This window comes from Zooshikella ganghwensis DSM 15267 (genome assembly GCF_000428585.1).
In the GTDB taxonomy this organism is placed as follows: Bacteria; Pseudomonadota; Gammaproteobacteria; order Pseudomonadales; family Zooshikellaceae; genus Zooshikella; species Zooshikella ganghwensis.
In genome coordinates, this window is sequence record NZ_AUAF01000074.1 from 1 (window position 1) to 23,627 (window position 23,627).

Annotated in this window: 22 protein-coding genes; all 22 read right to left on the minus strand. The window is 31.1% G+C overall.

Translation table 11 applies throughout. The features are described from left to right. Positions 1 to 354: 354 nt before the first annotated feature. The 22 genes from F607_RS0115435 to F607_RS33595 all read right to left on the minus strand — a co-directional run bounded on the left by F607_RS0115435 (position 355) and on the right by F607_RS33595 (position 23,593). Entirely contained in the window at positions 355 to 2,169 is a 1,815-nt protein-coding gene (locus F607_RS0115435) for a polysaccharide biosynthesis protein (protein ID WP_211233650.1), read from the minus strand. 215 nt (positions 2,170 to 2,384) lie between these two features. Further along, positions 2,385 to 3,563: a DegT/DnrJ/EryC1/StrS family aminotransferase gene (locus tag F607_RS0115440; RefSeq protein WP_027708808.1), complete on the minus strand. Its 1,179-nt coding sequence runs from the start codon at positions 3,561 to 3,563 to the stop codon at positions 2,385 to 2,387. A gap of 12 nt (positions 3,564 to 3,575) precedes the next feature. Then, positions 3,576 to 4,202 carry an acetyltransferase gene (locus F607_RS0115445; protein ID WP_027708809.1) on the minus strand — a complete coding sequence of 209 codons (627 nt, stop codon included), beginning with the start codon at positions 4,200 to 4,202 and terminating at the stop codon, positions 3,576 to 3,578. Next, on the minus strand, positions 4,202 to 4,828 hold the full coding sequence (locus F607_RS0115450) for a sugar transferase (protein ID WP_230400417.1): 627 nt from the start codon (positions 4,826 to 4,828) through the stop codon (positions 4,202 to 4,204). Before F607_RS0115450 ends, F607_RS0115445 begins: the two co-directional genes overlap by 1 nt. Then, on the minus strand, positions 4,792 to 6,012 hold the full coding sequence (locus F607_RS0115455; protein ID WP_027708811.1) for a glycosyltransferase family 4 protein: 1,221 nt from the start codon (positions 6,010 to 6,012) through the stop codon (positions 4,792 to 4,794). The genes F607_RS0115450 and F607_RS0115455 overlap by 37 nt, the downstream gene beginning before the upstream one ends. 1 nt (position 6,013) lies before the next feature. Further along, on the minus strand, positions 6,014 to 7,846 hold the full coding sequence (locus F607_RS0115460) for an alginate lyase family protein (RefSeq protein ID WP_027708812.1): 1,833 nt from the start codon (positions 7,844 to 7,846) through the stop codon (positions 6,014 to 6,016). A 1-nt stretch (position 7,847) separates the two neighbouring features. Beyond that, on the minus strand, positions 7,848 to 9,983 hold the full coding sequence (locus tag F607_RS0115465) for a bi-domain-containing oxidoreductase (protein WP_027708813.1): 2,136 nt from the start codon (positions 9,981 to 9,983) through the stop codon (positions 7,848 to 7,850). 7 nt (positions 9,984 to 9,990) lie between these two features. After that, the gene (locus tag F607_RS0115470) at positions 9,991 to 11,112 is read right to left on the minus strand and encodes a hypothetical protein (protein WP_027708814.1); all 1,122 of its coding nucleotides are present in this window, start codon (positions 11,110 to 11,112) and stop codon (positions 9,991 to 9,993) included. Next, positions 11,084 to 12,379, minus strand: coding sequence for a lipopolysaccharide biosynthesis protein (locus tag F607_RS0115475; RefSeq protein WP_027708815.1), 1,296 nt, complete (start codon positions 12,377 to 12,379; stop codon positions 11,084 to 11,086). Before F607_RS0115475 ends, F607_RS0115470 begins: the two co-directional genes overlap by 29 nt. Then, positions 12,376 to 13,434 (minus strand): glycosyltransferase, encoded by a 1,059-nt coding sequence (locus F607_RS30000; protein WP_157365492.1) that lies wholly within the window; start codon positions 13,432 to 13,434, stop codon positions 12,376 to 12,378. Before F607_RS30000 ends, F607_RS0115475 begins: the two co-directional genes overlap by 4 nt. Before the next feature lie 7 nt (positions 13,435 to 13,441). After that, entirely contained in the window at positions 13,442 to 14,590 is a 1,149-nt protein-coding gene (locus tag F607_RS0115485; RefSeq protein ID WP_038291544.1) for an N-acetyl sugar amidotransferase, read from the minus strand. Positions 14,591 to 14,606: 16 nt separating this feature from the next. Continuing rightward, positions 14,607 to 15,368 carry an AglZ/HisF2 family acetamidino modification protein gene (locus tag F607_RS0115490; protein WP_027708817.1) on the minus strand — a complete coding sequence of 254 codons (762 nt, stop codon included), beginning with the start codon at positions 15,366 to 15,368 and terminating at the stop codon, positions 14,607 to 14,609. A gap of 3 nt (positions 15,369 to 15,371) precedes the next feature. Next, entirely contained in the window at positions 15,372 to 15,980 is a 609-nt protein-coding gene (hisH, locus tag F607_RS0115495) for an imidazole glycerol phosphate synthase subunit HisH (protein ID WP_027708818.1), read from the minus strand. Between the two features lie 13 nt (positions 15,981 to 15,993). Further along, on the minus strand, positions 15,994 to 16,497 hold the full coding sequence (locus tag F607_RS0115500) for an acyltransferase (protein WP_027708819.1): 504 nt from the start codon (positions 16,495 to 16,497) through the stop codon (positions 15,994 to 15,996). A gap of 1 nt (position 16,498) precedes the next feature. Next, entirely contained in the window at positions 16,499 to 17,584 is a 1,086-nt protein-coding gene (locus F607_RS0115505) for a DegT/DnrJ/EryC1/StrS family aminotransferase (protein WP_027708820.1), read from the minus strand. Between the two features lie 340 nt (positions 17,585 to 17,924). Then, complete coding sequence (locus F607_RS0115515; protein WP_169719807.1) at positions 17,925 to 18,608, minus strand: acyltransferase family protein; 684 nt, start codon at positions 18,606 to 18,608, stop codon at positions 17,925 to 17,927. Then, positions 18,583 to 19,560: a GDP-mannose 4,6-dehydratase gene (locus F607_RS0115520; protein WP_027708823.1), complete on the minus strand. Its 978-nt coding sequence runs from the start codon at positions 19,558 to 19,560 to the stop codon at positions 18,583 to 18,585. Before F607_RS0115520 ends, F607_RS0115515 begins: the two co-directional genes overlap by 26 nt. Next, positions 19,553 to 20,500, minus strand: coding sequence for a Gfo/Idh/MocA family protein (locus F607_RS30005; protein ID WP_169719808.1), 948 nt, complete (start codon positions 20,498 to 20,500; stop codon positions 19,553 to 19,555). The genes F607_RS0115520 and F607_RS30005 overlap by 8 nt, the downstream gene beginning before the upstream one ends. Positions 20,501 to 20,512: 12 nt before the next feature. Beyond that, positions 20,513 to 21,019, minus strand: a complete 507-nt coding sequence (locus tag F607_RS0115530) for an acyltransferase (protein WP_211233651.1) — start codon at positions 21,017 to 21,019, stop codon at positions 20,513 to 20,515. Further along, positions 21,009 to 22,172 carry a DegT/DnrJ/EryC1/StrS family aminotransferase gene (locus tag F607_RS0115535; RefSeq protein WP_027708825.1) on the minus strand — a complete coding sequence of 388 codons (1,164 nt, stop codon included), beginning with the start codon at positions 22,170 to 22,172 and terminating at the stop codon, positions 21,009 to 21,011. Before F607_RS0115535 ends, F607_RS0115530 begins: the two co-directional genes overlap by 11 nt. Positions 22,173 to 22,340: 168 nt before the next feature. Further along, the gene (locus tag F607_RS0115540; RefSeq protein WP_157365493.1) at positions 22,341 to 23,306 is read right to left on the minus strand and encodes a Wzz/FepE/Etk N-terminal domain-containing protein; all 966 of its coding nucleotides are present in this window, start codon (positions 23,304 to 23,306) and stop codon (positions 22,341 to 22,343) included. 155 nt (positions 23,307 to 23,461) lie between these two features. Then, the gene (locus tag F607_RS33595) at positions 23,462 to 23,593 is read right to left on the minus strand and encodes a transposase (RefSeq protein ID WP_230400453.1); all 132 of its coding nucleotides are present in this window, start codon (positions 23,591 to 23,593) and stop codon (positions 23,462 to 23,464) included. Between the last annotated feature and the right edge of the window lie 34 nt (positions 23,594 to 23,627).

Here is a 23,627-nt window from a genome sequence, read left to right on the forward strand (position 1 = left end):
AGGCATTGTGCATGAGTGAATGCAGCAGATTGCTGAGAAGCGGCTAAAACACCGCTGATATCTTGAACAAACTTCTTTACATGTGGTGTAGGGTTAATAATCACAAACCGTCGTCTAGTAGTCGCTATTGATAGACAGAAGCGGTATATTACTACACAACTGGTCTGCAGTCGGGGTGTTGATCGTTCTTTGCAAGGCGAAGAAAAGGAGCCCTGGCTGTAGTCCAGTCTTCTCAGAACCATCTTACCCAGCTAGTCAAGCATTAAAAACTCCGGAATCGAGTAAAAAAAAAAAAGGCAGCGTAAGCTGCCTTTTTTAATAGAGTGTATCATTATGTTTTCTAAGTACTACAAACTATCCAACATTTTCCAACGCAGCAGGAACTGATTCTTCCTGTCCTATTTGGTACAAATAATCAACAATCGGTCCAGGCTGATAACCTAGCACTAACTTTTCCAACTGGTCCCGGAAGGCGGGTATATCGCCCTCAACTAATTGTTTATTCAACGTTTTAAGATAGCCTGTTAACTCAAGCCATCTGTACTTGTGCTCATTCGCTTTCATAATCATTGTATGATCAGTAGGCGAGTTTTCATCCCCAATCAACAGCTCTTCATAAAGCTTTTCACCAGGACGTAAACCTGTATAAACCACTTCAATATCCCCTTCGGGATTACTATCAGACTTTACAGATAACCCAGATAAATTAATCATTTTAACAGCTAAATCGTTAATTTTAACAGGCTCCCCCATATCCAGTACAAACACCTCTCCTCCAGTTCCCATAGCCCCTGCCTGGATAACTAATTGAGACGCTTCAGGAATCGTCATAAAATAACGAGTGATTTCTGGGTGAGTGACAGTAATGGGTCCACCACTTGTTAATTGCTCTCTAAAACGGGGAATAACTGAGCCAGAGGAGCCAAGCACATTGCCAAAACGAACCATTGTAAAACATGTCTGATTCTTGTAAGGCGTTTTATACTGACTGTTATCGATTATATCACTTATCACTACCTGCTTTTCATCAGCAAGTGCTTGTAGGACCAGTTCTGCAGCCCTTTTAGTGGCCCCCATAATATTGGTTGGGCGTACTGCCTTATCAGTCGAAATCAGCACAAAATGCTTAACTTGTCCTGCAATAGCTGCTAGTGCCGTATATGTTGTGCCCAATACATTATTACGAAAGCCTTCAATTGGATTATGCTCAACAATGGGTACATGTTTATAAGCCGCCGCATGATAAACCGTATCAACGTGATACCTAGACAAAACACTCATCAAACGATCTATATCAAGCACAGAACCAAGCAAAGGCACAATAGATACTTGATTACTCACAGCCATTTCATGGCGTTTTAGTTCATCATGGATCGCATATAAGTTAAACTCAGAGTGTTCATAAAGAATAAGTAGCCCTGGCTTTTGACTGATAATTTGCCGACATAACTCAGCACCAATTGATCCCCCCGCCCCTGTCACCAAAACGACCTTGCCACGAATACATCGTGCTAATAATGTTTTATCTGGCTTAACGACATCACGTCCCAACACATCAGCGACTTCAACCTCACGAATATCCTGAACCTTGACTTTACCTTGTGCTAACTCCGTAACGCTTGGAACAGTACGAACATGCAAAGGATAATCTTGTAAATTCTCCAAAATTTGCTTTTTTTCAGCACGTTTTAAAGTAGGCATAGCCAGCAAAATTTCCTGAGCCCCCGTCTCATTAATCATCTGAATAATATGCTTAGGTGTATAAACTTTAAGCCCACCAATCATTCTATTCGCTATAGATCGATCATCGTCCACAAAAGCCACAGGTTGCAACTGGCGTCCACGTTCTAAAGCACCTAATAACTCAAAACCTGCCTGACCAGCCCCATAAATCGCCACAGGGATTTTCTGCAACTTATATTTTGCATCTTCAACCACTGTAGTGTGCAAATAAGAACCTAACCACGAGCGAATAAGCCATCGAAACCCACCAATAAATAGCAAGCTCAGTGCCCAATAGTTCAAAATAACCGAGCGCGGAACAAATACCTCATCTTTTGCCCAAAAAACAACCAGTGCAAAAATCAAAGAAGAAAGTGTTACCGCTTTAAAAATCGACAGGAATGCATCACGCCCCATATAGCGCAAAACAGCACGGTACAACCCCATTCTAATGAAAACTGGTAAAGATATTATTGGGGCAGTGATAAACAGTATAACGTACCTTTCACTTAAAGGATTTATGATAGGGTCAAAACCAAGTCTGATAAAAAAAGCTAACCACAACGATATCCAAATGAATGATATATCTAGGATTAAACCTAAAACTCGCTTTCTGCGTCGACTCAAAGATAGAAGCTCTTCTTGTATACTCATTTTAGCTTTCACATGTTTGATGCTTGAGAAACAACGTCTCTGATTACACTACATGTTTTTTTAATTTCATCTGCAGTCAACGTCGGATGAACTAAAAACATTAAGCTTGTTTCCCCAAGCTCTTTTGCTACAGGTAAAGGTTTAGAGGGTCTAAAGTTTGTGTTATCAAATGCTTTTTCTAAATATACTTCTGAACAAGAGCCTTGAAAACAAGGAATACCTTTTTTTATTATTTCATCAATTATTCTATCCCTAGACCAGTCATCTTTCAACTTTTCAGGTTTTACAAAAACATAATGCTTATAACACGCATGATGTATTCCTTTACCTGGTTTAGCTACCCTTAAGCAATCAAATTTTTCACAAGTATTATTAATTGCTTCCGCGTTTAATTGCCTTTTTAAAGTCCAATCATTCATCATTCGCAATTGAATTCGGCCTATAACAGCTTGCACCTCTGTCATACGCCAATTAGTGCCAAAAGATTCATGTAACCACCGAAAACCAGGTGGGTGCTGTCTATTGTATACAGCATCCCACGACTTTCCATGATCCTTATAAGACCACATTTTATTCCATAGCGAATGAGTGTTTGTTGTTACCATTCCACCCTCACCGCCAGTTGTCATAATCTTATCTTGGCAAAAAGACCATGCTCCAATGTGTCCAATTGACCCTACTGACTTTCCTTTATACTTAGCTCCATGAGCCTGAGCACAGTCTTCAATTACATATAGAGATCTTTTATCAGCTAAGTTCATTATGGAGTCCATATCACATGGCCACCCAGCCAAATGAACACATAAAATTGCTTTTGTTCTTGGAGAAAGAACTTCTTCAATAGATTCCGCTGTAATATTTTGAGAAGAACTATCAACATCAGCAAATATGGGTATAGCTCCCGAATTAACTATACTACTTACTGAAGCAAGAAAAGTTCTTGAGGTAACAACCACTTCATCCCCATTCCCTATTCCTAATGCAATAAGAGCAAGATCAAGTGCAACAGTTCCGTTTGATAACGCAATAGCGTATTTACTATTGGTCCATTTAGCGAATTCATCCTCAAATTGGCGACACTCACTTCCTGTCCAATAATTTACTTTGTTAGATAGCAAAACAGCAGAAACAGCTTCTGCCTCTTCATTAGTATAAGATGGCCATGGAGAAAATGATGTATTTAACATTTATTTATCACTTTATTTCTTTAACTTAGTTACAGGAGTTCCCATATAGATCCCAGACTCATCAATATTATTTACTACAACTGAACCAGCTCCAATCACAACATCATCAGTAATTGTAATACATTGTCTAACCACACTTCCTGCCCCAATCCAAGACCTGTTTCCTATAGTTACCCCACCAGCTAAGCATGCTCCAGGACTAAGATGTGCACTTCTATTTAATGTACAATCATGCTCAACTACAGAATTTGAATTAATAATACATGCATCACTTATTTTTGCTCCTATATTTATAACTGCTCCCGGCATAACAACAACACCAGTACCTAAACAAGTAAAAGAACTTATATTTGCACTTGGATCTATTATGTTTACTAATTTAGCACCAATAGATGTAAACAAATTATGCTTTTGATAACGTACAGAATTATCACCAATTCCAATAATCACTCCACTATAAAAACCTAAATATTCTTTTAAAGAATCAGAGTTCCCTATTATAGACCAAGGGCCAATTTTTGTGATTTTTGGATATCTATCATCAAAAAAATCAATTTCAAGCCATTTTCCTAGCTTAGTAGCAATATCGGCTATTACTTTACCATGGCCACTAGCTCCAAATATAGCAAGCCTAGACATTATTTATTTCCAGTAAACTTAGACATTGTTGCTTTCCCTTTCTCACTAATTCCTTCTTTATGCAAAACTTTATTAAAAGTTAAAAGTAATATTTTAAAATCAAACCATAAACTTTGATTGGTTACATAGTAATAGTCAAACTCAAACCTTTCTTCCCATGAGAGCTCATTTCTACCACTAATTTGAGCTAAGCCAGTTATGCCTGGCTTTACTTTGTGTCGATATGCTTGACGTTTATTATATAAACCCAGATACTCCATTAATAAAGGTCTTGGTCCCACTAAAGACATTTCACCCTTTAAAACATTATATAACTCTGGTAACTCATCTAAGCTTGTAGAACGAAGCCACCTACCAAGTTTAGTTAGTCTTTGGTCGTCAGGTAATAACTCACCAGAGCAAATATCATATTTATCAAGCATAGTTCTAAATTTAAACATTTTAAATGGTTTCTCATTTAAACCTGGCCTTTCCTGTATAAAAAAAACTGGCTTTCCTAAATTACACCTTACCATTAAATAAATAGCAACAAACAAAGGAATAAAAAAAGGAAATAATAATAAAGTGATTACTATGTCAAAAATTCGCTTCATATGTTTTGAGAAAAAATTACATTTTTTTTCCATTTTTCTGCCAACTTATTTCTATCAAATGACTTCTCAGCAAGCATCCTTGCATTATTTCCCATATTTTTAAGGTTTTGTTTATCCGCCGCTGCAGACTCTAATACATCTGCAAAAGCTACTGCATCATCAGGAGGAACATTAAACCCACATTTATTTTTAATTATCATATCAGCAATCCATCCTGGGTAATTAGTTAATACAGGTAGACCTGCTGCTATGTAGTCAAAAAACTTATTCGGCGACGTACCATAGTAAAAGGCTGGTACATTGGCAAGAATTTGCATACCAACATCTGCACCAGCCATTAAACCAGATAAAGTGAATTTATCTAATGAGTCATAAAATAAAATATTATTCAAATTTAAATCAGAAGCTTTTTCTTGAAGTATTCTTTTTAACTTCCCTTGCCCAACTAAAACTATCTTTATATCATCTCTTTTTCGTTTTTTTAGTTCATTTGCAACATTTATCAATGCATCAAGCCCATTTGCAATTCCATGTGTTCCAGTATAAATAGCAACCAAATCATCTACAGAAACTTCTTTTGGCCTCCATGGTTTTATATTATTATTAAATATATCTAAATCACATCCATTAGGAACTAACTCTACATCAGAACTTAGTTTTCCACGTTTAATAATTCCCTCGATAATTCCAGGAGAAAGCCCTATACATTTATGTGCTGATTTATAAGAAAGCCACTCTAAAAATGACATTAATGATAAAACAATTGGATTCGAAATTACGCCCATAGCACGAGGGAGTTCAGGCCATAGATCACGAACTTCGAAAACGAATTTTTTACCTCGAAACCAACGTGCAAAAATACCAGGAATTGCAGCTGTTAGAGGGGTAGAAGTTGCAAACACAATATCATAGTTTTCTTTAAAAACTATAGAAATACTTTTATATGAGTATTTAATAAACAAAAAAGTTCTTTTCATAAAACCATCTTCATTCGAATATGATAAATCAAATTCGACAATTTTTATCCCATCAACTATGCCTTCTCTACGTCCCTTAGAAAAATCACCAGTTAATCCAGTACTAGCAGCGCCATAGCTTCCACAGACAACTGTTACTTCATGCCCATCCATCAGTAAGCTTTTAGACATTTCATAAGATCTTATTCCAGTAGCCCCCTTTGGGGTGGAAAAGTGTTGATGAAAATAAATTACTTTCATTCTAAAAAAATAGCTCCGTTTTTAATTTACAAGGTTGGTTAACCTCAATCTCAACTATAGGGGTATTAGTTTTCTTTAAGTAATAGACAGACTCTAATCCTTCAACAATCTCTATACGATTAATTATTACATTAGAAGAAAATACTAATTTAAATTTATCACTAAAAACCTCAAAACCATTTAAAGTCCAAACTTCAGCAGGATCTAGCCTCCAACGTAGAACAGCTTTATTTTTAAAACCATTTACCTTATCCTTTATAACGAAAACATTATCCCTTAAAATAATTTCACGACTATGACTTGCCCCTTTTATATCAGTGTAACTTGCCGCACATTTTTGACTCTTTGAATTTAATGCTTCATAAGTTACATTTTTTGATTTAAGCCAGCTTCCAAATAAAAATCGACCTAAACGAGGCATTTGATTTCTTTCATCAAACTGAATTGTATTGTGTCCTTTTGTACCACTAAAATAGTTAATCATACTTTCAGTGGTGTTATAACTATAGCTCCCTGCATCTCGTAATAAGTTTCTTTTACCAATCCAAAAGTCTACATGTAATGCATCTGACTGACTAGGACGAAAGATAAATCTGGGATATCGAAGTACTGCTAATATATTTTTTTTCCTAAGTAAACTAAAGCCTCCGTAATCAAATTGAACGCTACAAGGTAACTGTGCAACACACTGAGGTACTTCAATTTCAAACCATTTTAAAAAGTCATCCCAAGGACCCTGTTCAGCCCATGCACGTTGACCTGTAAATAAAACCATTGAAAGGTGCATTGAAGGCCTAAAGTCTCTATAATCAGTTCCAACTAAAGGTAATAGCAAAGCACCATCATTTGCACCAATATTTGGTACATTCCCTGAATCAAACTGAATAAACTGATACAACCACTTTGTTGCTAAAGATATTCGTTCATAAAATATTGGACTGAACCTTTGTAAGCATAAATAATTCCTCCAAATTTCAACTACACTAACTGTATCAAGCATAAGTCTATGATAATTCATAGAGTATTGACTAAATGTACCATCTTTTAGAACTAATTTTTTAACTCTATTTTCTAACCATTTTCTACCTACATTTTGCCACTTTTTTCCTTCTGAATACCCTTTGTGTAACAACCAGCTTCCTCCAATAAAAAGAGCTGCTGCTTCTGAGGTTCCATGATTATTATCTTGAGCTAAGGCATAACATAAAGTTGAATTTATTCTTTTAAGATGAATCTTAATTAAATAAATTAATGATAGTGTTGGATTTTCAACTTGCTTTAAAATAAAAGAAGAAATTGCAATATGAATAACTCTAATAGAGGCCTCTTGACCACACTTCCAGTTAAATCCGATATATGGTGGATTTTTTAACATCCAATCATTTATCCAAAAATTTAATTTATTTAGATTTTCTTGCTTGCCTTTTCTTACACTTTGAGCAAAGCTTAACATCCAGTCAAAACGTGATGCCTCCCAAACAGTTTTTATATCACCTATACTATGACTAAAGTCAGATATTAGATACCATGGAACGTTATTATTTTGAGTTTTCTTATTATCAAACGGGTTAAGATACCAATCTGGAACTTCTGAACTTTCAATCTTATACCAACTAAAATAAACAATACTAGTCAACCAATCTGTATTACTATTTAATACTTGCTTTTGATTTATCTCACTACAAGGTGAAAAATAAACATCATCTACCTTACTACAACATATATTTTTTTTAGTTTTTTTATAGTATATTACTTTTATTTTATACCATACAAACCAAATAACATTTAAAACCCCAACTGAAAAAAATGTAGAAATTTTTATACGCAAATTCATTTCAGTCCCGAATATTATGCGCAGCTTTAATTGTTACTTCTGCGACTTCAAATAGCTCATCTACTGGTACTGGAGAACAGTTACCTAACTCTATTGCCTCTAAAAACTTTTTAACACATTCAGTTTGACCTTTATTCTGTTTCCACAATGACATTTTAGAAAAGTTTAGCCATCCAAATCCTTTTAATTTTATAAAGTTATCTAATTGTAATACTTTACCGTCACAGAAAACTTCAATCCTTTCTTTTGGAAAGTTACTAGCCCCATTTGCAAGGTAATTTATAGTTCCAAAAGATCCATCTTCAAATGATAAAGTAATAGAAGATATATCTTCACAGAGTTTATTTGAAATAACGTCTTTCAAAGCCGTTGTTTGATATGATAATATTTTCTTTCCTACAAGAAATCTCATTAAGTCGATGAAGTGGCATGCTTCTCCAATAATTCGCCCTCCACCGATTTCTATATTTTTAGTCCAATGATCACAAGGTAAACTTCCAGCATTTATTGTCATAACAAATGCTTTTGGGCTATGCACATTCTTTAAAAGATTTTTCATTTTTGTTACTAATGGAGAAAATCTTCTATTAAAACCTACCATTAATCGTATTTCACTATTCTTAATTAATGCTAAATTATATGTTTCTTTTATAGAATTTAGCTCTTCTATAGTGATAGCTAATGGCTTTTCAACAAAAACATTCTTACCTCTAGATAGCGCCTCATTTACAAGTTTTGCATGTGTATTATGCCTTGTTGCAATAACTACTGTATTAATATCAGGATTATCGAATACTTTGTTTGTATCTGATGTTGCTCTTTCAAAATTAAATTTTTTCCCATGAATTACACCAGATATTCCAGTAGTAGAAGAAATCATTTTGAAATTTGGCTTAAATTTATCAAATGCTGGAATTAACATTCTTGAAGCATAGTTTCCAGCACCAATAAACCCAATTGATGGCTTCTTAGGATTATAAGTTATATCATTGTTTAGAATTATTTCTTGAGAAAATTTAGTTATATCTTCTTGATTATACTGTAAAAGTATTCCAAGGGCAGGTTTACCAGAGCTCAACATTTCATAAGCATTTTCAGCATTTTCAAACTTAAATCGATGAGTTATTAATGGCATAACATTTAATTGGCCTCTTGATATTAAATCTAAAATTGCTTCAAAATTTCGTTGTTCAGTCCAACGTACAAAACCAAATGGATAGTCATAACCATTTTCTTCATATTTTGGATCATATCTACCTGGTCCATAAGAACATGATACCTGGAATGATATTTCTTTCTCGTAAAAGTCAGCTCTATTCAAGCTAAGCCCTGTTACACCAACTAAAACTATACGTCCTTTTTTCCTACACATTTTTGCTGCTTGAGAAATAAGGTCATTTGAACTAGTCGAAGCTGTTATAATTACACCATCAACTCCATGATTTTTACTTAATAAATTTGCATACAAAATAGGGTCATTACCAGATCCAGAATTGAAAGCAGTTGCTCCAAACTTTTTAGCTAACTCTAACCTTTCTTCATCAATATCAATAGCTAATACTTTACATCCATTTGCTCGAAGTATTTGTATTGTTAAAAGACCAATCAACCCAACTCCAATAACTACAAATAGTTCACCTAAAGTTGGCTTTGCAAGTCTCACCCCTTGTAATCCAATACTAGCTAGAACAGTAAAAGAAGCTTCTTCATTAGAAACATTATCAGGAATTTTTGCACATAGATTTTTGGGGACACAAACTACATCTGCGTGAGGACCATTTGATATAACTCTATCTCCAACTTTGAAACCTTCTACATCACTTCCAATTGACTCGATAATACCAACATTGCAATACCCAAGAGGCAAAGGTTGTTCTAATTTTGATTTAACAGCATTGATTGAGCTTATTAAACCGTCAGTTTGAATTTTATTTATTACTTGCTTTACTTTTTCAGGTTGTTTGCGTGCCTTGTCAAGTATATTTGATTTTCCAAAGTCAACTAACATTTTTTCAGTGCCGGAAGAAATCAATGATACTGATGATCTAATTATCAAACATCCTTTTTTTAATTGTGGACTTGGTGAGTAAACCACTGATGTTTTTCCATTTGCCATATTTTGAAGTATCTGTTTCATATATTTCTTAAAAATTTTCTTTTTTAGACTGATATAATAGGAAAGCTAGTGAAAATGAAAGAAGTATGCCAGAATAAATATGTAACATATTTAACTGGACCATTCCGCCAATAGAAATAATTAGCAAAATCATAAAAAATAAGAGGTTAGTATTTGCCTTTGATAAAAAATAAAATACAAGTGAGTATATAAACAAACCAAATACGCCTAAAAGGCTATATATTTCCAAAAGCTCATTATGCATTGATCCATTTAGTTCACGTCTATATGTATTATTTATTGGCCATAAAGTATCCGTAAACTGAAATTTTTCAAAAAACTTTGTCCAGTGTCCAAATCTAACTTCAGCAGACTTATTAAGCAAAGATAAAACTTCATAATTTGTTACTGTCACAAGCATAATCAACATCATTGTTATAAACATTATTATTATATATATAGATGCAGAAAATTTTATGACTCTAGAAAATAAATATAGCAAGCAAGACATTATTAGAATTATTTTTGCTATATCACTATATGATTTTAACACGCAAAACACACATACAAATATCACGAGAGCTGATATGAACGAATATTTTCTTTTAAAAAAATTATCAACCGCTATAGAAAATGTGATTAAATATAAAACAACAAAATATTCATAATAATTTCTTATCGAAAACAACTCAGTCAAAAAATATTTACTAAACATGTTATTCCAAACAAAAAAATCAAATACAAGTTTAATCAATACCGTAAAATACAGTGATTTTGTTATGCATATATTTAACTCATTAAAACTTTGAAAATGTCTGGAAAGATAATCTTTAAACCCAAAAAAACACATAAAAAAAAACATTAATTCAAAAAAGCATATATAAAATCTAGAAGGAGCATTAATATAATATGCTAAGCCCAGATATAAAATCAAGGCAAAGTATATAATAAATTGTTTTAATAAACTATTTATAAGGTACCTAATTCCAATTAATGCTACGACAAAAGCTGATACTGGAATGACAATTAAGCCATCGCTATTTATATATGTATCAAGCGAGTAAATTGAAAAATATGGCCATACTATGAGAAAAATTGGAGAAAAAATAATTACAAATATATTAATTATTCCATACTTTTCTATTCTCATCAATATACTCTTTTTTATGATTAATTTTAATGTACGCCAAAACCCAAACAAATATAGAATTAAGCAAAAATATTAAACCTTGGGAATAACCAATAGCTGATATACCATAATTATGGTATATATACCATGTTATTATATATGCAGGTATAATCAATAATGCGGCAATATAAAATCCCTGCTTAACTATGCCCATTCCAAGAAGAGCAACACCAACTATTGAAAAAGAAGCCCAAGCGATAAAACGTGTAACAATTGTAGAATAATAATAATTTAATGATTCATATTCAACACCGTAATAGAATTTGATTAAAAGAAAAACTCCAAAATATCCAATTATTGATATTATAACTGCACCAAGAAATACTATTAATTGATAGCTAAGCATTTTTTTCCAAACCCAAGAAGGTTTTTTTCGATTTTCGGAAAAATAAGGCGTTAGAATTGACTGAGCAGTCCCCACTATAATTGTAAGAGCCATAACAAATATTGAAGAAAGACTATAATAACCAAGTAACTGTTGGTCTACACCAAAAATATCCATAATATAAAAATCAGCATTTTGTAATAATGAGGTACATGAAGCTCCTGCTACAGAAAAAAATGCAATTGAAAAAACCTTAGTTTTTACTTCTTTGCTCACTAATTGTTTATCTTTAATAAAAGAAATTTCTTTTGGCATCAAAAGAATATACATTAAAAAACCAATCACATAGCTTGAAACAGTAAAAAAAACTACCCCTTCTAGCCCAAAAAAATACGCACCTAGAACAGAAAAAATAAAAAATATAGTTCTCACAAAAAATTGATTTAAAGCAAGTTTTTTTATTTTTTTTTGTGATTGATAATAACCAATACATACCATAGATAATGACGAAAAGAATATAATCAAAGAGTAAAAGATTGTTTGTCCAGTTACTTTATAACTTGATAAAATAATATCAAAATATACTAATATATTAAATATTAAAAATGAAACCCCACTTGTAATTAGCGTTATTTTAATGCAATATTTTGCTATCTGGAATCTAAAATTATACAATATTGTATCACTGCAGTATTTTAATACTGCAGTGTGAAATCCAAATGTACCTAAAAAAATGAATAATGATGTATATGAATGCAATAATTTTAAATAAGCAATTTCATTAGCACTTAATATTTTTGAGACACATAATATCGCCAAAGCACCATATAACTGAGTAGCAATATTTGTAGATAATAAATGAAAAAAACCTTTTTCATTCGTTTTTTTTATTATTTCTTTCAATTATTTGTACTCCATATATCTTCATATATATCTACTAATTGTTTCGCAACAATATTTGAGCAGTGATATTTTTTCGCATAATCTTTGCCTTTAATACCTAGTTCTTTATAGAAGTTATAATTATTAAGTAATTTTTTTAGTTTAATGTATATAGTTTCAATATTTGCACTTATAATAGGCAGTTCTTTGGGATACTTGTTTATTAAATCATCACGAATATAAGTTATAACTGCACATCCAGCAGCCATTGCCTCAACACTTGTTACACCATGTGACCCACATCGTAATTCATCGACATAAATATCAGCTTTTTTTAGCTCATCATAAACCTGAATTTGTGTTAATTGTCTTTTAAATATGAACTTAAATTTATATCCTTCTTTTTTTAATTGATTAATTGCTTTAATCACATATTCAGTTCCCTTAAGTTTGGGGCTTGTTGGAATATGTAATATTACTGGAATATCATTCTTTCTTTCTATTAATGGAAATACTTCAATATCGACAGGCTGTCTAAATGGGTAAAGCCTTTTAAAGCTTCCAGAAATATAATCTAGCATTTCTGGATCAACTACTGCATTATCTATAAATTTAGACATTGACCAACATCTAAGTCTAAGTTGTTTTTCCCATAATTTACTATCTTCTTTATAAAAATATTTAAAATATTTGTTTTTATTCTTTGCAATTCTTGGAATCCTGATATCACTACCACCAAACGTGATCAGCATTGGAATATTATTTTTCCGCATTAAAGGTCCTTCATATAAAAAGTGTGCTTCACGAAAAAAAATATTTGCGCTAAAATAGTGGATAAGAGAAGCCTCATTTGAAATTTTTTTTAATGCCTTGTATATTGATAATGCTTTATTTAGTGCTTTATCATTATTATTAAAAATACTTTCATGATATGGTAACTTTCTTGATAAGTCATCTACATCTCTATCACATAATATTAAGTTCTTTGCATCATAGCCTATTTTTTTACATGCTTCAGAAATCTTAAATGACATCCCTGCAAGACTTCCATAGTGTAATATATATTTTTGACTCATATATCTATCACTCAGAATATTTATGTGGTTTAGTATATTTAATGTAAAAGCTCCAAGGAATCAAATCAAATTTTGCCATCAAGTAAAAAAAAGGTCTTAATTTTTCAAATGTTTTTTTATAAGTTTTGAAATCTGTATAGTTTTTTTTGGGAAGATGCATTAAATTTGTAAAGTCATCATCACTCAAATTTAATCTTTTTTTATAATAATCAAGTAATCCTTGCTCCATATGAGGTTCCTGCTCCATTAATGATAATGCTTCTTCTCTTGTCATTCTTCCATCTCTACAGTAAGCAGAATAGCCAGCAATACGAAAATCTATATTCCACCGTTTAGGGAAAAAATAGCTATGAAAAAAAGCTGCTGTTCTATTTTCTAAATGGTGTCCTCCATACCATTTCCAACCATATTCTTCTGAAAGAATTTTTTTTGCATTTTCTTTATCATAATTTAAATAATAAAGAGGTCTAATGCTTTTTATTCTACTAAAGATCATCCATTTGATTTGTTTATATAACCACAAATTAGGGAATGTTTTAATTTTTAATTTCCCATGAACCTTATGCACACTTTTTATGTATTTTGCATCCATATATATCCAGTCCATAGGGGCTATTCCCTCAGTCCTAAATGAATGGCCATCAATTTTATATTTAATACCATATTTTTCTGCAGCCATGTTCATTGTTGTAGCAAGACCTATATCAGTTGGTGTTTCTATATCTTTCACACCCGCTTTTAAAAATGAAACAATGATATCATCAAATTCATTTGCATCTACAACATATGTATATAGATCAATACCTAAACAATCTGTTAAATTATGAATATTTTCTGTCGCAATTGTTGAATTCCATGTATTGTCAAAATGTACTGCTAATAAACGTAAACCATATTTTTTCGTCATAAGATGCATTAGATATGATGAGTCGCACCCTCCACTCACTCCAATTAAAGCGTCATACTTTTTATTTTTTCCATCTTTTTTTATTTGTGAAATTAGACTATTTAGTTTTTCTTTGCCTCTTTCGTCATTTGGAAATTTCTCATTAAGCTCTTCAATTTGAGCACAATAGCTACAAACACCATTACTATCAAATAAAATATTTGGGATATTTGTATCGTAGATACATCTTGAGCAAATCTGATATTTCATAAAAAAACCTAAAATTTTAATCAAAAAGTGTGTTTAATTCTTTCTGAGTAGGAAATTTTATCAAAACGCCCATCCCTTTCGATTGAAAAACTGTCATACTCCCAATACCTACAGCAGTTGCTCCGCCTGTTATTACTATTTCTTTTATATCTTCTAAACTTCCTGCTCCGCCAACAGCAACAATTGGTACATCAACTTCTTCCTTTATCGATTTAAAAAGATTAAGATCGAAACCATTCCATGTTCCATCTCGATCAATAGAGTTAAGTATAATCTCTCCAACTCCTATTTTTTTTGCAAGCTTTAGGCATTCATCTATTTTAATTTTTGTATTTTTTTTGCCTGAATATATGTATGCATAATATTTATTACAGAAAAATCCTTTTTTAATGTCAAATGTTGCAATTATACTTTGTGCACCAAATATCTCTATAGCTCTTCTTACAACGCTTGGATTTTCAAAAATAAGTGAGCTAATAGAAACTTTTTCAACACCTATGTAAAACAATTTTCTAAAATCTTCAATATTTTTTACTCCACCTCCATAGCAAAGCGGCATAAAACATTCAGATGTAATCTGTTCTATTAAATCATACTGAATTATTTTATTTTTTGATGCATCAATATCAAAAATGATTAATTCATCAACTTCCTTTTGATTAAATATTCTTACTGCATTAATAGGATCGCCCACATATCGATATTTTTTAAAATTACATGTTTTGATCAACCCTCCCCCTTTAATAAGCAAACATGGCATTACACGAGTTCTTAGCATTATTTACAACTCCGAGAATTTTTGAAATAACTTCATTCCAAATTTATGGCTTTTTTCAGGATGAAATTGTACCCCCCACATATTCATTTTATTTATTCCACATATAAATTCATATCCATAATTACAAGTAAAAATTATATTTTCTTCACAAATATCTGTAGCATGATATGAATGAACAAAATAAAACCTTGTATCAATTGAAAACTCTTCTGCCAAGATATTTTTTCTTGTTGCTTTAACAATGTTCCAGCCCATATGTGGTACTTTTAAATTTTTTTCTTCTACTTTGAATTTTTTAACATGGCCAGAAATCCATCCTAGTCCAGGTAAGTCTCCCTCTTCACTCGACTCTAATAAAAGTTGCATTCCTAAACAAATTCCTAGTATTGGTGTCTGCTCTTTTACAACTTTTTTTTCTAAAGTATGCAATATATTTTTTTTATGAAGTATTTCCACTCCATTATCCCAGCTTCCTACACCAGGAAAAATTATTTTACTTGAGTTTTCTATCTCATTTTTTGAGTTAATCACTTTACACTCAACATTAATATATTTCAGTATATTAACTATTGAACCTACATTACCAAATCCAAGATCAAGAACAGAAATCACATTACTCTCACATTTAAATAATTTTTGCTGGTATACCAAACACTTTTGCTTCTTGAGGAACACTTTTATTTACAAATGACATTGCACCAATTATAGCTCTATCTCCAATTTCAACGCCTTTTTGAATAACTACATTTGGTCCAATATATACCCCATCGCCAATAATAGTTTCCATTTTTACTATTGGTGAGTTACCTAAATTTATCGACCAATTTACTGTATCATGCGTATAAATTTGAACTCCTGCACTTATCGAACAATAATCACCAATTTTTAAACCACCACTACCATCTAATATAACATTTGGACCAATCCATGTATTTTTTCCCACATTAACATTACCAATTACTAATACATTGTCATAACAAGATGTTCCTTTACCAAAACCTAAATACCTTGCCCTTTCCCATCTATCAGTAAACAAATCACCAAATGACACATGCCTTCGATATTTTTCCATCATTTGATTTCGATGTTTTTGATATATTTTTTTTAAAATAGATGAAATAACTTTCATTTTACTTGAAAAAACTATTTATTTCTGAAGAAACAAGATCAATATCCATCGCTTTATAACATGGCAGTGTAATTGTATGTGCTTGTAAATATGTTGAATTCCCACATTTAGCATTATATTTTTCTTTATAATATTTTGTACCACTTAAACAATATGTACCAATAGTAGATTCTATTTGTTTTTCTTTTAAGAATTTAATCAAATTATCTCTTATAACTTTTGATTCTACAGTATAAACTAGTGACTGCTTATTGTGTAATACATTATCAAGTATTTTCTGGCTTTTAAGAGGGATTTTTTCAGTTAAATTTTTATGTATATAGTTTCTTTCTTTTATTATCTCATCAAGCTTCAATAACTGTTTCCATCCTAATAAAGCTTGTATCTCACTCATCCTAAAATTGAATCCAAAATCAACAAATTCTGGTATATCTTCAATCATACTTACAGCACCATGATTTAATTTTATTTCAAACCATTTATCAAGCTCTTCACAGTTTGTTTGGATTGCTCCTCCTTCTCCAGTTGTTAATAACTTACGAGGATGAAAACTAAAGCATGTAATATCTGCTATATTACCAATTTTCTGATTATTTAGACTACTCCCAATTCCACATGCAGCATCTTCTATCAACTTCACAGAATATTCTTTACATATCGACACAATTTTATCAAGTCCACTAGGATTTCCAAATGTATCAACAAAAATCACTGCTTTTATATCATATTCATCTAGTGATTTTCTTAAATGTGAAACTGACATATTATACGTTTCAATGCATACATCAATAAACACAGGGATAGCACCTATGTCTTCAATAACATTAACTGTTGCAGGAAAAGAAAAATCAGCAACAGCAATATGATCACCTTCTTTTATATTTAATGCTTTTAAACTTATTGATAGTGCAGTTGTCGCAGATGTAGTTAAATGAGTAAATTTTGCCCCAGTATATTCTGATAAGCTTTTTTTGAAAAAATTTACATTTTCACCTTTAGTAAGTTGACCACTCAGAAAAATTTTTTTTAAATCAGCTGAAATTTCTTCATAATTTATATATGGTTTTATTAATTTAATAGTGCTCATTTACATCCCGTTATCTTTTTACCGAATTTAATTGTAGGCTTTTCAATATAAAAATGGATAAGTGAAGATATAAAGATTACACTTATTACTGCAGCAATTACTGCAACCTGCCCAAACTTTAACGAGTAGCCTAGCCAACTAATCATTGGATACCCAATAACATGAACTGCGTAAAGTGGGTATGATATGTCTGCTATATATTTTGTTAACTTATTTACCTTAATGGATTTATAATTATTCAGCAACAAAACAAATACAAAAAATGAAATCAAATATATATTAAATATATCTGCTTTCCCGTATTCCAAAATAAAATATTTTTTTGAGGCAACCAATAATATTATAACAATGAAAATCCAAAAAAAATTATTTGTTTTTTTTTCTCAAAACAAATTAGGTGTATAGATACTCCTATAAACATGTAACTAAAAATGGCCATATACTTATTTGGAATTGAATTAACACTCAATAATAGTGGTATTAGTAGAAATATCAAACTAATTAAGACACAATAAACTAACCTTCCTTTCGTTATAAAATATACAAGTGCTAAGTAAAAATAAAACTTAGCTTCCATTTCAAGGGTCCAGATAACTGAGTCTATAATTGTTCCGCCAATTATGTCTCTAAACAGAGTAATATTTGCTAAATAATTAATAATTATAGCGTGGGAATATTCTAGTGTTCCAAATATCAAGCTTACAAGTATCACACATATCAGGCATAGTGAGTATGTCGGAACCAATCTAAAAAATCTAGCAACAAGAAATTTAAAGGTTCCATATTTTTTTAGAGAGATAGGGATTAAAAATCCTGATATCAAGAAAAAAATTGCTACGCCATATGCTCCATCAACCCAATCAACCAACCATAAAAAAGAATAAAAATCTTTAACATTGTTTGGATTATATAAAAAATTTGATAGAGTAGAAAAGCCAACAATGTAATGTGCGAAAACAACAATAGTTACAGAAACTGCTCTCAAAAAGTCACAAAATTCAATCCTTTGATTTTGCAATCTCATTTTCATACCAGTACAATGTTTCTTTAAGTCCATCATCGAATGAAGTTAAGTTATACTCTATTAATTGCTTTATTTTTTTATTACATGCATTATGTGCTTCGACATCAGATTCACGAGCATTTTTAATATCAATAATACCTTGATAGTTAAAGTAATTTACAATCTTTTCGATAACATCTTTAATTCTAATACAATTATTACTTGAAATATTTACACTATCGCCTGGTTTAATTATCGGAAATAATTTTAATACAGCATCAACGGTATCTTTAACGTAAATAAAATCTCTACTTTGATTACCTGATCCATGTATTTCAGGAGAAATATTATTCAAAATACGCCATGCTGTTATAGGTATGATTCCAGCAAGTAAACCTTTATAGTTTTGCCTTGGGCCATAATTATTGAAAGGTCTTACAATAAAACTATCGAGGTTAAACATACGCACATAGCTTTCAACAGCTAAATCAGCTGCCGCTTTACCAGCTGCGTAAGTTGTTGTAGGATGTTTTGGGTGTTTTTCATCCATTGGCTCATATACAGCTGTACCGTAAACTTCTGATGTAGAAAAATGACACAGAGTTTTAAACTTATTTTTACGCTGCAATTCCAGAAGATTTAGAACCCCTGTAACATTTGTTGAAAATGCATTTTCAGGGTTTAGAAACGAATAATTTAATGCTTTGGTCGCTAGATTAAAAACTATATCTATTTGATGTTTTTCAAAAATGTACTCTAAACTTGATTTTAATTCTATATCTTCTTTATAAAAAGATACTTTACTATTTTTAATTGGATTTTGAATATTTTTCTCATCACCAGTAAATAAATTATCTATTATGATTATCTCTTTTACTCCATGTTCCAATAAATAATCAACTAAATGACTTCCTATAAAACCTGCGCCTCCTGTTACTAAAGCTGTTTTATCAATATAATTTTCTCTATGCATTTTTAATTTCCTTAATGATATCTTCACAAACTTTTAGAGAATTTAGTGCTGCATCTTCACCAGGTATGTTATTTCCTATAATTCCTTTGGAAGCATTAATAAATGCTTGCAACTCACTTAAAAGAGCTTCTTGCTGCTTTACTTCTATTTGCTGTTCTATTGATGAAATAACATATGAACTTCCATTTTCTTGACTTATAGAAGTTTGCTTGTGAATTAATATTTCTTTTCTAAGCAGCTCGGCATCAATAAAAAGGTTATCGGTTGTAACATGAATATATCTCATTTTTTTTTCAGTCATTCTGCTCGCTACAATTCTAGATAAAGCACCATTAGTATGGTGAAGTATCGCAGATGCAAAAGCTATTTGATTATTCTCTATTTTACCAAATGCAGCTATTTTAATTATTTCTCCATTAAAATATAATGCAAGATCAATATCATGTATCATTAGGTCTAAAACAACATCAACATCAGTAATTCTATTACTTAACTTATTTGTTCTTGTAAAGTCTGCATTTATTGTATTTTCCGAACTAATAATATTTTTAAGTTCTAAAACAACTGGATTGAATCTTTCAATAAACCCGCACTGTACAAAAATATTATTATTATTTGCAATGTTCTTTATTTCCAATGCTTCTTCATAAGATTCAGCAATTGGTTTTTCAATAAATATATTTTTTACATATTTCGAACATAATTTAAATAAATGATAATGAGTATTAGTTGGAGTTGCTATTACTACAGCATCGGCTTCCTCCAAGGATCTCTCAATGTTTGTTATTGAAGGAACATTATAATCAGATGACAGTTTTTTTAGCAATGAATCATCTGTGTCATAAATTCCAACTAAGTTAACTCCCTTTAACATTGTTAACACACGCAGGTGATTTCTTCCCATTACACCTAAGCCAAGTAAAACGACTTTTATATCCACATTTATATCCATTTACTTTAATTTATTACCATTTATATCTATTTTACATACTTTTTTCGCTGGGTTTCCCATCACTAAAGTATACGGTTCAACATCTTTTGTTACAACAGCACCTGCAGCTATCATTGCATACTCACCAATATTTACCCCACATACTATAGTACAATTTGCACCTAAACTTGCTCCTTTTTTTATTTGTGTTTTAGTTACTTCCCAATTATTATTGAAAGCTCTTGGAGTTTTATCATTTGTAAAGGAAGTATGAGGACCTATAAAAACGTCATCTTCTATGGTTACCCCAAAATATACTGAAACCGAATTCTGAATTTTACAACCATTACCAATTTCAACTCTAGTGTCTATGTATACATCTTTTGAAATTATACAGTTGTTTCCAATTATAGCTTCATCTCTTACTTGTGCATTATTCCATATTTTTGTATTTACACCAATGCTTGCTGTTGGTGATATTTCTGCTGTTTGGTGTATATATATATCACCATCACTTCTATTCATCATTAATCACCTTACATATTCTTTCAATTTCTCTCTCTTTTAAGTATGGGTGCATTGGTATACTAAACACCTTTTTAGAAAGATCTAATGTTATTTCAAAATCAGCTGAATGATATCCTAAGCTTTGATATGCTTTTTGCATATGAAGAGGAATTGGATAATAAATAGATGTGGATATTTCATTCTCATTCAATTTTTTTACTATATCATCTCTCTCTTGCTCTGTATTTGCTACCAAAGTAAATTGAGCCCAAACACTCTCATTTTCACTTTTTATTTTTTGTACTTTAAATTTATTTTTATTTATCAATTCTTTGTAATATTTAGCAACTCTTTGCCTTTCATTTATTTCATTATCAAAAATTTCAAGTTTTACACTCAAAACTGCAGCCTGTATAGTATCTAACCTTCCGGTTAGTCCTAGCCTTATATTTTCGTATTTATTTACACCTTGGCCATGAACTCTAATCGATCTTAATGTATCAGCTATGTTATCATCATTGCAAAATATAGCACCACCATCACCATAACAGCCGAGGGGTTTTGCAGGAAAAAAAGATGTACATGCTATATCAGCCAAAGAGCATGTTTTATTACCATTCTGTGTTGCACCAAACGATTGTGCTGCATCTTCAATTACAACTAAATTATTTTTTTTTGCAATTTTATTTATTTCATAATAATTTGCAGGACACCCAAATAGATCAACAGCTATAATTCCTTTAAGTTTTAAATCTTCGTGTAAAGCAATCTCTGGTAGAGGATGTCTGCTTACACTTTTATTATTAAAAGCGTCAATTAATATTTGTATTTTATCTGAGGATATATTAAAGTCATCTTTATCTATATCAATAAATAACGGAACAGCCCCTGTTAGTGAAACTGCTTCAGCGCTAGCTATAAAAGTAAAAGAAGGAACTATTACTGCATCTCCAGGGCCTACTCCATTTGCTAATAAACTCATAACTAGTGCATCAGTGCCCGATGAACAACTTATACAATGCTTTACTCCAACATAATTTGCTAGATAATTTTCTAACTGTGAAACAGTATCACCCATTATAAATTGTCCACTATCTAGGACTTTCATTATTTCTTCTTTTACTTTTTCTTCAATATTTAAATATTGAGTTTTCAAATCGATTAAAGGTTGCATCTCTTACTCACTAAAATTTTAAAGTACAATTTTTTCAAGAAGCTTATGCCAAAACATGCAATTTCATGCACACTTTGAGTAAACATTTAACTTTCTTTAACGAGTTTTTTAAAGAAAAAAATCAGGGAAAATATTATTATGCAAAATATAAAGCCAAATATTACAGTGTTAACTATAACGTTTAAAGAATTTATGCTTACCAGTTTTTTTTCCGTATGGTTTCTTAATCCAACCTACAATGTTAAATTTATTGTTTTCTATATTTAGGTTGTTTAAGTAATTGATTTCCTTGCTATATTCTACAACGCCATCAATAAAATATATTTCATTATTTCTTCCTGTTATAGCTTCTTTTTCTGCTTTTAATGCTTGAAAACCTCTGTAGTAAAGAGGCTTCTCCTGATTTATTATTTCAGTTTTCAAAATTGTGTTATTTGTTTTTGTTTCTTGGTAATTTATTTTTTCATGTATTTTTTCTAGATTAATTTTTTCTGCGATTTTAATTGCTTCATTAATTTTACCTAACGAGCTTTCTTTATATGCTACATACGCTGCTTTATTCGACCTAAATCTCCTCTCCAGATCTTGCCTCAAATATTCTTTTTTATTTCTAAATCCATTTATATACTTTTCTTTTAGTTTGTTTATTGAATATTCGATATAACTATTTAAAATATATTCGCCTTTAATATTGCTTTTATATTTAAAAAAAACCTCTAAAGCTTCTATGTTTTGGTTTTCTTCAATGATATAACTGACTCTTATTGACTCACTTATTTTTCCAATATTTTCTTTTGTTAAATTGTCATTTTGAAATTTATTACCACATATAGAGTTTTCTTTTCCGCAAAAATCAAATATATATATATTGTTTTTTAATATATTTTTTAGATCACTCATTATGTTTCTCGGCGTCTTCTGATATACCCTTCCTTTATTAAGTTCTAAAATATCGTTCTCTGTCGGTTTCCCAATTATAAAATTTATCTCATATACAGGAACTCTTACTTTTAAGTATACTAATGAAGTCATAAGACATAAAATTGTGAATGATGCTATCTTTTTCCATTCTGACTTTAGAGAGATTAGTATCTCATATAGTCCTACTTCATTAATTATAATTTTATCACTCATTTTTTTTAATTTAATCACCAGTCAAAAATCAAAGTAAATAATCCACCTTCTTAGAAGGTGGTTTTGCTTTTAACCCCCTGAAAGGGGGCATTACATCACCCTCTCAGTAGGCTAACAAGCTATCCCCTACAAAAAACTAATTACTAAAAATCAAATTATTCTTGTCGTCTTTCAAGCTGTTCTTGATATCTGACATAATTTTTTATCATTTCTGCGTTCATACCAACTGTATCTACACAATAACCTTTAGCCCAAAAATGATTTCCCCAGTAAGGCCTTTGTTTCAAATCTGCTCATGTGTCTTTCCTTTACTCAGTTATG

What these genes read in the sequence shown, in the direction of transcription:
- F607_RS0115440 (WP_027708808.1), bottom strand. Translation starts at nt 3,563, where the DNA reads ATGTTAAATACATCATTTTCTCCATGGCCATCTTATACTAATGAAGAG.
- F607_RS0115520 (WP_027708823.1), bottom strand. Translation starts at nt 19,560, where the DNA reads ATGCATAGAGAAAATTATATTGATAAAACAGCTTTAGTAACAGGAGGC.
- F607_RS0115445 (WP_027708809.1), bottom strand. Translation starts at nt 4,202, where the DNA reads ATGTCTAGGCTTGCTATATTTGGAGCTAGTGGCCATGGTAAAGTAATA.
- F607_RS0115490 (WP_027708817.1), bottom strand. Translation starts at nt 15,368, where the DNA reads ATGCTAAGAACTCGTGTAATGCCATGTTTGCTTATTAAAGGGGGAGGG.
- F607_RS0115470 (WP_027708814.1), bottom strand. Translation starts at nt 11,112, where the DNA reads ATGAGAATAGAAAAGTATGGAATAATTAATATATTTGTAATTATTTTT.
- F607_RS0115455 (WP_027708811.1), bottom strand. Translation starts at nt 6,012, where the DNA reads ATGAAAGTAATTTATTTTCATCAACACTTTTCCACCCCAAAGGGGGCT.
- F607_RS0115540 (WP_157365493.1), bottom strand. Translation starts at nt 23,306, where the DNA reads ATGAGTGATAAAATTATAATTAATGAAGTAGGACTATATGAGATACTA.
- F607_RS0115515 (WP_169719807.1), bottom strand. Translation starts at nt 18,608, where the DNA reads ATGAGATTGCAAAATCAAAGGATTGAATTTTGTGACTTTTTGAGAGCA.
- F607_RS0115465 (WP_027708813.1), bottom strand. Translation starts at nt 9,983, where the DNA reads ATGAAACAGATACTTCAAAATATGGCAAATGGAAAAACATCAGTGGTT.
- F607_RS0115485 (WP_038291544.1), bottom strand. Translation starts at nt 14,590, where the DNA reads ATGAAATATCAGATTTGCTCAAGATGTATCTACGATACAAATATCCCA.
- F607_RS0115460 (WP_027708812.1), bottom strand. Translation starts at nt 7,846, where the DNA reads ATGAATTTGCGTATAAAAATTTCTACATTTTTTTCAGTTGGGGTTTTA.
- F607_RS30000 (WP_157365492.1), bottom strand. Translation starts at nt 13,434, where the DNA reads ATGAGTCAAAAATATATATTACACTATGGAAGTCTTGCAGGGATGTCA.
- F607_RS0115530 (WP_211233651.1), bottom strand. Translation starts at nt 21,019, where the DNA reads ATGATGAATAGAAGTGATGGTGATATATATATACACCAAACAGCAGAA.
- F607_RS0115535 (WP_027708825.1), bottom strand. Translation starts at nt 22,172, where the DNA reads ATGCAACCTTTAATCGATTTGAAAACTCAATATTTAAATATTGAAGAA.
- F607_RS0115500 (WP_027708819.1), bottom strand. Translation starts at nt 16,497, where the DNA reads ATGAAAGTTATTTCATCTATTTTAAAAAAAATATATCAAAAACATCGA.
- F607_RS0115450 (WP_230400417.1), bottom strand. Translation starts at nt 4,828, where the DNA reads ATGGAAAAAAAATGTAATTTTTTCTCAAAACATATGAAGCGAATTTTT.
- F607_RS0115505 (WP_027708820.1), bottom strand. Translation starts at nt 17,584, where the DNA reads ATGAGCACTATTAAATTAATAAAACCATATATAAATTATGAAGAAATT.
- F607_RS0115435 (WP_211233650.1), bottom strand. Translation starts at nt 2,169, where the DNA reads ATGGGGTTGTACCGTGCTGTTTTGCGCTATATGGGGCGTGATGCATTC.